At 44.4% G+C, this 11,200-nt stretch carries 15 protein-coding genes; all 15 read left to right on the forward strand.

Annotation, left to right across the window (positions count from 1 at the left end; translation table 11 throughout):
• The first annotated feature begins 281 nt into the window (after positions 1–281).
• Entirely contained in the window at positions 282–1,181 is a 900-nt protein-coding gene (locus A7985_RS22560) for a baseplate assembly protein (RefSeq protein ID WP_065792677.1), read from the forward strand.
• Positions 1,174–2,388: a phage tail protein I gene (locus A7985_RS22565; RefSeq protein WP_065792678.1), complete on the forward strand. Its 1,215-nt coding sequence runs from the start codon at positions 1,174–1,176 to the stop codon at positions 2,386–2,388. Before A7985_RS22560 ends, A7985_RS22565 begins: the two co-directional genes overlap by 8 nt.
• On the forward strand, positions 2,388–2,957 hold the full coding sequence (locus A7985_RS22570) for a phage tail-collar fiber domain-containing protein (RefSeq protein ID WP_065792679.1): 570 nt from the start codon (positions 2,388–2,390) through the stop codon (positions 2,955–2,957). The genes A7985_RS22565 and A7985_RS22570 overlap by 1 nt, the downstream gene beginning before the upstream one ends.
• Before the next feature lie 14 nt (positions 2,958–2,971).
• Positions 2,972–3,781 carry a hypothetical protein gene (locus tag A7985_RS22575; protein ID WP_065792680.1) on the forward strand — a complete coding sequence of 270 codons (810 nt, stop codon included), beginning with the start codon at positions 2,972–2,974 and terminating at the stop codon, positions 3,779–3,781.
• A 3-nt stretch (positions 3,782–3,784) separates the two neighbouring features.
• Positions 3,785–4,012 carry a phage tail assembly chaperone gene (locus A7985_RS22580; RefSeq protein ID WP_081310683.1) on the forward strand — a complete coding sequence of 76 codons (228 nt, stop codon included), beginning with the start codon at positions 3,785–3,787 and terminating at the stop codon, positions 4,010–4,012.
• Between the two features lie 58 nt (positions 4,013–4,070).
• A complete protein-coding gene (locus A7985_RS22585) occupies positions 4,071–4,862 on the forward strand; it encodes a hypothetical protein (protein WP_256096834.1) in 792 nt (263 codons plus the stop codon).
• A gap of 28 nt (positions 4,863–4,890) precedes the next feature.
• On the forward strand, positions 4,891–5,172 hold the full coding sequence (locus A7985_RS22590; protein WP_065792682.1) for a hypothetical protein: 282 nt from the start codon (positions 4,891–4,893) through the stop codon (positions 5,170–5,172).
• Positions 5,173–5,261: 89 nt separating this feature from the next.
• Complete coding sequence (locus A7985_RS22595) at positions 5,262–5,780, forward strand: hypothetical protein (RefSeq protein WP_256096835.1); 519 nt, start codon at positions 5,262–5,264, stop codon at positions 5,778–5,780.
• Positions 5,781–5,841: 61 nt separating this feature from the next.
• Positions 5,842–6,693, forward strand: coding sequence for a phage baseplate assembly protein V (locus A7985_RS22600; RefSeq protein ID WP_065792683.1), 852 nt, complete (start codon positions 5,842–5,844; stop codon positions 6,691–6,693).
• 3 nt (positions 6,694–6,696) lie between these two features.
• Positions 6,697–6,996, forward strand: a complete 300-nt coding sequence (locus tag A7985_RS22605; RefSeq protein WP_063371545.1) for a PAAR domain-containing protein — start codon at positions 6,697–6,699, stop codon at positions 6,994–6,996.
• Positions 6,997–6,999: 3 nt separating this feature from the next.
• The gene (locus A7985_RS22610) at positions 7,000–7,335 is read left to right on the forward strand and encodes a GPW/gp25 family protein (protein ID WP_063371546.1); all 336 of its coding nucleotides are present in this window, start codon (positions 7,000–7,002) and stop codon (positions 7,333–7,335) included.
• 163 nt (positions 7,336–7,498) lie between these two features.
• Entirely contained in the window at positions 7,499–8,662 is a 1,164-nt protein-coding gene (locus tag A7985_RS22615; protein WP_065792684.1) for a phage tail sheath subtilisin-like domain-containing protein, read from the forward strand.
• Entirely contained in the window at positions 8,662–9,177 is a 516-nt protein-coding gene (locus A7985_RS22620) for a phage major tail tube protein (RefSeq protein ID WP_081225466.1), read from the forward strand. Before A7985_RS22615 ends, A7985_RS22620 begins: the two co-directional genes overlap by 1 nt.
• Positions 9,178–9,180: 3 nt before the next feature.
• Positions 9,181–9,438 carry a phage tail assembly protein gene (locus tag A7985_RS22625; RefSeq protein ID WP_063359625.1) on the forward strand — a complete coding sequence of 86 codons (258 nt, stop codon included), beginning with the start codon at positions 9,181–9,183 and terminating at the stop codon, positions 9,436–9,438.
• A gap of 276 nt (positions 9,439–9,714) precedes the next feature.
• Positions 9,715–11,200, forward strand: a 1,486-nt coding sequence (locus tag A7985_RS22630; protein WP_141685422.1) for a hypothetical protein, incomplete at its 3' end; no start/stop codon positions are given.

Consider the following 11,200-nt stretch of genomic DNA (forward strand, 5'->3'; position numbering starts at 1 on the left):
CTGTTTTAAAGCATTAAAATCAGTAAAATACACCTAAACTTGAGGGAAGTTTAACGCCTAATGAAATTAAGTTAAAAGCCACACAGCTTGTTAAAATATAAGCGAATGTGGCTTTTTTATTTGGGGGATTTATTGCTGATTTAAGGCGGTCAAGAATGACCTGTTTTAAACCCTTAAAATCAGTAACATATGCCTAAGCTTGTAAAAGCTTACACAGTTATCCCATGAATCAAAACCCACACTAATTACAGTGTGGTTTTTTTATTTAAGGAAGAAGAATTATGAGTGGTTTCACTAAATTGGACTTATCTAAAGTACCTGTTCCTGATTTAATTAAATCGCTCGATTTTGAAGTTTTATATGAGCAATTAAAAGCGCAGTTTTTGCAAGACAACCCGCAATATGAAGCTGCACTTTCACTGGAAAGTGATCCGGTGGCAATGCTACTGCAGACTTTAGCTTATCAACAAATTTTACAAGCGCAGAATATCAATGATGCTGTGACAGGAAACATGCTAGCTTCAGCGCAAGGGCATGATTTAGATGCGATTGCTGCTAGATACAATATAACGCGAAAAACGCAGCCATATGAATCCGATACTGCATTTAAGCAACGCGTTCAATTGGCCTTTGATGGGTTGAATACGGCGGGAAGTAGTGAGTCATATATCTATCATACGATGTCTTGTGACGCTGAGATTAAAGATGTGGCAGTACATAGTCCAGAGCCATGTGACATTGTACTAACCATATTAAGCCATGTTGGCAATGGTTATGCGAGCGATGCATTAATTGAATCTGTTCAGAAGTATTTTGCGGCTCAAGGAAGAGCGCAACCCAAAGTCGACGAAGTAGCCTCTAAAGTAAGGCCTTTAGGCGACCGGGTAGTCGTCAACAAGGCGCACATTAAACCGTTTACGGTACAAGCAGAGTTGTCAATTTTATATGGTCCTTCAGGTGAGACGCTAGTAACGACAGCTAAGCAAGCTGTATTGGAATATTGTAAATCTAGACAATATCTCGGTAAAAAAGTGACTCGAGCAGGTATTTATGCGGCACTGCATCAATCTGGTGTTGAAGATGTGACGCTGATAAGCCCTGTGAGCGATGTCCTCGTTTTACCAACAGAAGCACCATACTGTGAGTCTGTGACAGTAACGATGGAAAACGTCTATGAATAAGTTACTGCCCTCAAATGCCACCATACTGACCAAAGCATTAAGTGATGTGTTGGTACCGAATAATTCGGTTCGCCAGTTATTGATCTCACTACTGAGGTTATCTTCACGCAGCGATGCGCAACTGGTTTGGTTGGCAAAGTTATGTTACATGCCGCCATCAGAAGTACTAGTTAATCCTGAACTGTTATTACAGAGTCAAACTAAGCATCTACTTGCGTTAATCGATTTCCCAGAGTTTTGTCATGACGCACAATTAAATGCAATGGCAGCGCAGCTTGCCATCGAGAGTTGGGATCCGAGTGCAGCAGATACTCAAAAAAGAACTCAGCTGAAATCTGCTTGCGTGCTCAATGATGCTCGGCTACTGATTTCAAGTCTTTGGGACCCGTTTCTTTGCCCGACACCACTATTGCCCTGGTTGGCATGGTCGGTATCCGTTGATGAATGGGATGAAAGTTGGAATGAAGAACTTAAGCGACAGGTGATAAGTGATGCATTTGCCGTTCACCAAGTCAAAGGCACGCCATTCGCTCTACAAAAAGCGCTCGATAGCCTCAATATTAAAACGGAAATTAGAGAGTGGTGGCAGGGAGAAAATCTCGACGAATTGCCGCGTGGCACGGTACAAGTTTGGGCGCTTATAAATAGTAATTTGGATGAGTACCAGCAAGGAATGCTGACCCCCCAAATGTTAAAGCGTGTTCGCCGTATTGTTGAGTCAGTAAAGCGTGGCTCGATTCACATTGACGTACAACTGGGACTGGCATTTACAGAGCAAGTTGGTGTTGTGGGCGCTGTGTCCTCAGCGGTTTTTAAACGTATTGATGCGCCTCATGGAGTTGGTGTTAAACCGCCTAAGTTTAAGCAACATACGGCATCAATCGGAGCCGCAGAAACGTTCCAATCAGGTTCTTTAGCCATATCAGGCAAGGGCGTTCTACCCCCAAAGCCCACAGGCGTTAGTTCGGTTTGTGGTGCGACAAATTCACATCAATCTGGTCATTACATTGTTGCGGCCAATGGTGTGAAACCAGAGAAAATGCACAAAGCTTATTGTGTGAGTGGCGCTTTGCATAGCTCACAAGCAACACATATCAGTGTTGCAGGACAAGGGATTTTACCGAGTAACGGCATTGGGAATGAGTATTTAGTGAACGTTACGCGGCAAATAATTTATCAACATTTTAACTTACAAGGAGCTGCTTAATGTCTGCATTAACATTGCAGTTTACCCAAGTTGGCTTAGATGCTTTATTAGCGGCAAAAGCCAATGGTAAAAAAGCGCAAATAAGTCATATGGCGTTTGGTGACGCAAGCTATACACCAACTCAAACGCAAACGAGCTTGCAAAATCTTAGAGAACTTCAGCCCATTCGTGATGATAACTATGAGACGGATGAAAACCATCAAGTTACAGTTGTGGCCCTGTTCGATAAAAAGATTTCAGCCCCTGAATATGCAATCAGAGAAGTTGGCGTTTTTATTCAAATCGATGAGCCAGTGGGCAGTGACAACAACTTAATTTTATTGGGTGTGTATTCTGAGCCAAACCGCACGTTAGGTTATAGAACACCGGATGTAAAGATTTTACAAAGTGTCACGTTGAGTCTTGCGCAATTACCTTCCAATAGCGTTGAAGTAAAACCAGGTGTAGATAACTTCAATATGCTGTTAGATAACGAGCTTGCAGATATTACTTTAGTGCAGCTAGACACAATGCACCGTCAATTAAACCAAGAACTTAGACTACTCGCTTTAGAAAACGCACAATCATAAATTAGAGAGAAACCATGTCAAACGAACATACAACAATTACGGAACAATTAACTGCTGTAGTTACACGCTCAAATGCGCTTTGCAACACAGTTCAAGGTCAAATTGACAATATTAACTCGACACTAAATGCTAAAACCGCAGAAGTAGATACTAAAGTCACTCAAGCAAAAAGTGACTTAAATACGCATTTTACCAATCTTAAAAATGGCATTGTTGAAACAATCAATGGTTTAGATGTTTTCCAAGAAGGCTTGATTAAGCGGTTTGCTTTTAAATCAACTTTAAGTGCAGGTGGATATACGGCCGCATCTGATGGTCCTGATTCTAGCTTCCCTACATGTGCTAACCCACAACCTCCATACTACATCAATTTAATTGAATTCGACGCACAAAATGTCGGAGAGTCCTTTGGCTATGATGGTGATACTTTTAACTGTGACTTTGTCATGTCACACAGAGGTATGGCCTCTTATGGTGATCATATTGTCATTAATGGAACATCACAACAAGATTGTGTATCTGCACATATTGAAGTGAAGAAGGTGATGAACAGTGGTGCAATTAGTTTGTACATCTCTGAACCCGGTGAAGAGCCACGTGAAATCCCCATCACTTCTGCAGATGTGGGAAAAACCCTAACAGTGTTCTTTAGGCAAATCAACAAAGGCTATAACAATGGTCGTGCTCGAGTGACATTAAAAGTAGACACGCGTCCTCATTGTGGTTCGACACGTGCTTTCTTAGCCAAATGTGAATACAGCTCAGTGAATGGTCGCCCTTGCGCTGACAGAATTTCTCAAACAGCACCAACTTGGGAGCAATAACCTATGGAAAATAATATGGTAACTGAGCCTCATGGTGAAGACATATCTTGGGTGACGGTGAGATCGCAGCGTGATAATTTGCTGGCAGCATCGGACTTAAAGGTACTATTAGCCTTAGAAGCTTCACAAGCTGTACCTACGGAATTGGCAACTTACCGCCAAGCTCTACGTGATTTACCTGAGAAATTTGCAAGCCCCCAAGAGGTGACTTGGCCAATTTTAGCTGAGTAAACACGAATCATGATGTGGCTTTACTATTTTGTAAAGCCAATAAACGGCAGGAACTATCATGTCTGAAGATAATATGAGCATAACTGAAAGACTCACCCATGTCGCGGCGCGAGCAAATGCGATGAGTGAAACGGTTAACGCACATTTAGGTGTACTTAACGCAGCTATTCAGTCTGCAGAAACTAAATTCGATAATTATATGGGTGGTGCCCGCGCTGAGCTTTCCCATATCTTATTAAGTAAAAATCAAAAAATGGAACCCAATGACAATGGCACGGCGATTAAAGGCTTTACGACTATTGGACTTGAGCGATTTGAGGTAATCAAAGAAGCGACTATTTACGCCGCGGCTGCTAATGATACTGATCATACTGGTAGGGGGGTTGCACAAGACTTTCGCACTAATGTTTACAACAGCTATGTCAACACGCCATTTCATATCTTACGTTTAAAGTGGAAACGAGATAATGCCGCCCATCCGGCGCGAATAGATAACAACTATTGGACAGGCTTCCAGCAAGGTGCGCTATCATCAGGCTGTTATTTCAAATTGCTGTCAGGCAGTGTTGAGGGATCAATGCAAGCCGTGAAAGACTATAGTAATGGATGGCAATTACTTGGTTATCATCAAAAAGCTGATAGTCCAACCAAGTCATTTTACGGGCCGCACAATAAGCTTGCGCTATCCGCGTCGATGCTCGAAGAGGGCGAAGCGTTAATTTGTTTATTTGGCACAGTCAGCGGCTATGTTGATTTTGACAAAGCGGGTTGGGGCGTTTACCCAGAATTTGCTAAGCCTTCTGATGTGTCCTCTGCTATTTCGCAATTGCGAGCTGAATTGACGCCATAGTCAGGTGATGTGATAAGGAATAAATACTATGCAAATAAAACACAATGATGCGCTCATAGCTTCCATAGGAGAGATTTGGAGTGCTGCGCAAATTGCCCATTTTCTTGAGCACAATGAAATTGATATTCCACTTGGTGAATTAACTTTTATCTACTCCCGTGACGAGGCGTTGGAAGCTCGACGTATTGCCTATGCAGTTGAATCTGATCCTCTGTATATGGAGTGGCAGTATGATCAAACAGAAGAAAATAAGCAGGCTTGGTTAACTTGCGTCGCAAATATTAAAGCACGTTATCCATTTCCAGCTTAACGTTTTTGGGCATTTCGTCCTTCTCGACTCACTTGCTTCCCACGAGTCACAACCATCACAAGTTTTAACTTTAAAGAGTAATTAACCTCATGCAAAGATGTACCTTAATTAATAAGGTGCTTGAATGCTTATCATCTGGACTTCAAGGGGTGGCACAAGTGGGGCTGTTAAAAGCCACACAACCCTACCCAGATCTGACGCAGCAAGCCCAACTGACAGTCAAGCTGCTAGGCGAACGTCAAGCCAGTGAACTGCAGGCCAAAGGCGCCGACAAAGGCGTGACGTATGGACCGTCGTATAACAAAAACCTCAGTCCAAATTCGCTCGATAGAAGAGTGTTGCAATTGCAGCTAGAAATTGAGTTGGAAGATGCCGATAACGCACAGCTGTTGCAAAGACTTGACCAGTTGATAAGCCAGTGTGAGGCACTTGTGATGGTGGACGAAATGCCCACCTATTGGCAGCACTTTATTGCTGAGAAAAGTGACTTTACATTCAGTCATCAAGTCAGCACGACGCTAGCGAAAGCTTCGCTTGAGTGGGCATTTTATTATCAAGTGGAATACCCTGATGACCGGCCGGACCAGAAGTCAAAGAAGTATATCTAGGCCCGAAAGGGGGCGAATACACGCTAATCAGCAAGACGACCACACCTGCTTAGGAGGAAATATGTTAGTTAATCGACAGCAGTCAGAACTGGCCGCCTCAGATTTACAGCATCGCTTTGCCAAGCTTATCTCCGTGGGTACAGTGGAGGAAGTGGATTACGAATTAGCTAGGGTGACAGTGCGAATAGGGGAGTGGCTGACCGCGAAACTGCCATGGCTTACTAGTCAAGCAGCGCAGGACATGACGTGGCAGGCTCCCGAAGTGGGCGAACAAGTCATAGTGCTCTCGCCATGTGGTGATACTGCACAAGGCGTTGTTTTGGGTAGCTTATATGCCAATTCGCATCAACAACCCCATCATAAGATGACACGTGTAACCGATGCGACAAGTGCGGGCGGAAGTTTAGTTCAGGCGTTGCAAGCTGTGGCCCCTGAATCTAGAGAGCATGTACAGCGTACTCGTTATCAAGACGGTGCCATAGTTCAGTATGACCGAGAAAATCATGCCTATGATATTTTTGTACCTTCTGGGGAAGATGAAGCTCCCGCCAAAATCAATATTTACTCAGGTGGAGACATAAACATCGAATGCCAAAACAATGCATCGATTCATGTGGGTAACAATGCTGACGTGAAAGTTTTGGGTGAAACACAGGTATTGGGTGAAAAAAATGTGTCTATTACAGCACTTGAAGCACTCAATCTGCAGGGAAAGTCAGTGAATATTACTTCAACGGATGATGGCACCAACATTGTTGCTAAAAAAGGCGCAATGGCAATCACGACTGAGCAAGGCGGGATTACGGTAACCTCTGAAGCAGAAGCGCTTGTTGAATCAAAAGCTGGAATGGCAGTGAAAGCAACGGGCACTTTAAAATTAGATGGTGCGACCATTGCCGCGCAAGGAGGATAAATTATGCCTGCAATTTCAGTCGATGGCGCGATTACAGATGTTCACGCAGGGTTTGCACCAGGCACTATTTCCGCTTCTGGACCTAAGTTTACCGTGGGTGGTGTGCCAGTATTACGGGTGGGTGACAGTGTGAGTGAACATGTCTATATACCTGACCCTAAGGTGAAGCATTCAGGGATGGTTGTTGCAGCGGGTGCATCCTCATTTACCATTGGGGGCAAAGCAGTTGCAAGACTTGGAGACCCTACCAATTGTGGCGCTAAAATCGCTATTGGGGTAGGGAGTTTTACCGTCGGAGGATAAATAATGATTGGCATGAATGCCGAAACAGGCAAACCTTTGGGTGGCGTTGAGCACCTGAAACAAAGCATTCGCGATATTGTCACGACACCTCTGGGCAGTCGTGTCATGCGACGTGACTATGGTTGTGGCCTATTTGAACTATTAGATAGTCCATTTTCTCACAATTTAGTGGGCGATATTACCATGTCTATTGCAAATGCATTAGATAAATGGGAACCACGTTTTCGCTTGGAGGGGGTGTCTGTACACCCAGCTGGCGAGGGCAAATTAGATATTACGATTGAGGGTCTTTACCTCATAAATAATGAGCCTGTCACCATAGAAGGGATCAAGCTCTAAAGCATCACAGTTGACTTTTTGTTCAACTCTTCTCAAATCCTTATCTCTGCTCTGATAAAGCAGACATAAATTCAACTTAAGCCATGTTAACGCACTTGTAAAATCAGGATGCGTTTCATGGCTTTTTTATTAGCTAATTGACATACCTTTAAAGGAGATATCTATGTCGCAATTTCTACACGGTGTAGAAGTCATCGAGGCGCAATCTGGCACGCGCCCTATTAAAACAGTAAAAAGCTCAGTAATCGGTCTGATTGGTACTGCTCCGGCAGCAGATGCTGATAAATTTCCACTTAACACACCGGTTTTAATTGCTGGTAAACGCGCTGAAGCTGCGTTGTTGGGAACAGAGGGTACACTACCTGCTGCAATTGACGGTATTTTTGACCAAGCGGGCGCAGTAGTCGTTGTTGTTCGTGTTGATGGTGCTGATGAAAATGCAGTTATGACTAACATCCAAGGTGGCGTTGCTGCTGACGGTGGCTACGAAGGTGCATATGCATTCTTGGGCGCAGAGTCTGTATTAGGTGTTACGCCGCGTATCCTAGTGGCTCCAGGCTATACTCATCAACGTCCTTCTGGTGCTGCAAACCCTGTTGTTGCAGAACTAGTAGGTATTGCTGAGCGTTTACGTGCAGTTATCATTGCAGATGGTCCAAATACGAACGATGCAGACGCTATCACTTACCGTGGTGACTGCTCATCACGTCGTATTTTCGTTGTTGACCCGCACGTAAAAGTATTCAAAGAGGGTGTACTCGTTAACGAACCAGCATCTGCGCGCGTTGCGGGTATGATTGCTAAGTCAGATAACGACCGTGGTTTCTGGTGGAGCCCAAGTAACACTGCGATGAATGGCATTGTAGGTACAGCTCGTCCAGTTGACTTCCAGCTTGGTGATAAAAACGCACGAGCTAACTTACTAAACGAAAAAGAAGTGTCAACAATCATTCGTCAAAATGGCTTCAAGCTATGGGGTAACCGTACATGCTCTACGGATCCTAAATGGGCTTTCCTATCTGTGGTACGTACAGCGGACATGATCAATGACTCGCTACTTCGTGCGCATATGTGGGCTGTTGACCGCAATATCACTTCAACTTACATCAAAGATGTAACTGAAAGTGTTCAAGCTTATCTAGACAGCTTGAAAGCACAAGGTGCCATTTTAGGTGGTCAAATTTGGGCTGATGAAGACCTAAATACGCCTGAAAACATTCAAGCGGGTAAAGTGTACTTCAGCTTTGACTTCACACCACCAACACCAGCTGAGCACATCACGTTCAAGAGCATTCTAACTAACAACTACCTAGAGGAAATCGTATAATGGCAATGTCTCCAAAAATCCTAAAAAAATCAAAGCTGTTTGTAGATGGTAAGGGTTACCTTGGCGTTGCAGACGAAATCTCACTACCAAAAGTGACGGTTAAAACACGTGAAGTAACTTCAGGCTTCCAAGCGCCAATCGAGCTAGATGTTGGCCAACTTGAAAAGCTAGAAGGTTCAATCACGTTACTTGAGTACAACGCTGATGTACTGAAGCTTCTTGGTGACTGGGGTGGTACAGGCAGAACGATCAATCTAACTGCTCGTGGCGCTATCCAAAAGCAAGGCGCTGCACCAGAGCCAGTCGTTGTTACTCTTCATGGCTTCTTCAAAGAAGTTGACATGGGTAGCTGGAAAGACGGCGAAGAAGCGAAAATGACGCTGCAATACGCTGTTCAAAAGTACAAGCTAGAAATTAACAACGAAGTTATCTACAACATCGACCTATACAACGATATCCGCGAAATCGCGGGTGTTGACCATATGGCGAACCTACGCAAGACAATCGGAGCTTAATCTATGACTGAAATCATTAAACTGACTTTCCCTGTTACGGTCGATGGGCATGAGTATGCAGAACTAAATATGAGACGACCTAAAGTGCGCGATCGGTTAATGGTTGATAAAGCGGATATCAGCGAATCAGAAAGCGAGATCCGTTACTTCTCACACCTGTGTGAAGTGTCTCCCGATATCATCGAAGAACTAGACTGGAGCGACTTCGTGAAGTTGCGTGAGGCGCTCCAGGCTTTTCTCGTATCCCGCCCAAGCGTCTAAAAGCAATGGTGATTGCCCTGGCTAAGTACACAGGGTGGGGCTTGCAAGAACTCAATGCGCTGACCGAGGATGAACTCATCGAGTGGTTCGAGGCAGCGGTTGATTATAAAGAAGCAACAGAGGCGGGGTAACCCGCCTTTTTTCACCAGCGCAAGTTTGATAGCTCAAGGACTTAAGCGCAGTTTTAGGGTCTTGAGCTATCAACCTTGGCGTGCTGCCACCTGTGGTGGTGCGCAATCAATAAATTCCCGCTTATTTCTCTTCCTAGGTATTATTATGAAACATCACGAATCGTCTGTTAAAGACCGTTCAAAGAACAAAGTAAAGTACCGCCTTCCTAAGCAGGATCAGGTTGATCCGAATGTTCAATTAGGCAGTATGCTGGCTAATTTAGTCAAAGCGCAAAAGCCTTTAGATACTAACGCATTACAGGCTGTAATTTCGCAATTGGCGAATGTGAATGTGAACCAATTGCTTGGCAATACCAGCCAAGTAATTTCAACGCATTTGACGCAATTTTCAACTGCACAGGCGAAGTCTAATCATGCCGTGACACAGAGCGCGCAGGTGCTAGCTGCGGCGCAAACTGAGCAAGAGTCAGAAACTTTAAAAGCACAAGTAGATGCTAAAATTGGTGACGGTACTGGCCTAAGTGGCGCTATCAAAGCGTTGGCTCAGCAAGTTTCCGCTTTGGATTTTCAACAGTTGCAAACCGCAGCGAGTAGCGACTTAGCAGAGTTACAAGTCGCTATCCCTAAATTATTTAATAACCTGCCACTCAATGCTTTAAGTGAGTCTTTGGCAACTGCCACAGCTCAGGTATCGAGTTCAGAAGCGCAGAGCACACTGGCTTTGCAGCTAGAAAGTATTCAACAAGCCGCGCCTGTATTGGTTGATGCACTTGGGGTGACACAGTTAAATGAGTACCTTGATAGTGCAACAAACAGCTTATCACAGAGCAGCAACGATGCGGCATTTAGCCAAGACTTAAACACGTTTGTTCAAAGTGCGCCAAAAGTGCTCGATTCATTGGGTATGCATGAGGCGAGTACCATTGTTGAACAAACGCTTCCCGCAATTTCGTCAGTGAATGTGAAAGATGTGTTGGAAGGCGATCTGACAAGTTTAGTCAGTGCAGCACCGAAAATATTGAATGCATTTGATTTATCTGATGCAGCAAAAACGCTAGAAGGTGCACTTCCAGTAGTTGAGGCACTCAATGTTAAAGAAATCTTTAGCAGTGACTTATCAAGCTTAGTAGATGCAGCCCCAGAAGTGCTTAATGCACTAGATATGTCGAGTGCAGCGCAGACTCTCGAAAATGCGCTACCAGCGCTTCAACAGGTCGATATTTCTGCGGTCATGGCCGGGGATTTGAGCAGTCTTCAAGAGGTTGCCCCTGAATTGCTTAAAGCCGTTGATCTCTCTGCCGCTTCGCAAACTTTAGCACAGCATATTCCCGCACTTTCACAATTAGATCTTGCTGGGGTAATTGAGGGTGATTTAAGTCAGGTCGTTGACATCGCGCCTGAGCTACTTAAATCAGCTGGCTTTGAGCAAGTATCAACGGCGTTGAGTGCTGCCTTACCTGCATTAAAGCAGTTGGATCTAAAAGGTATTGCCAGCGGTGATGTTTCAAGCTTAATGACCGCAGCGCCAGATTTATTGGCGTCGGTGGGCTTGAATGAGGCATCCGAGACCCTCGGAGCTGCCTTGCCAGCACTACAGCAGTTGGATCTAAAAGGTATTGCCAGTGGCGATG

Origin of the sequence: Pseudoalteromonas luteoviolacea, from assembly GCF_001696455.1 — a bacterium.
Classification (GTDB): Bacteria; Pseudomonadota; Gammaproteobacteria; order Enterobacterales; family Alteromonadaceae; genus Pseudoalteromonas; species Pseudoalteromonas luteoviolacea_C.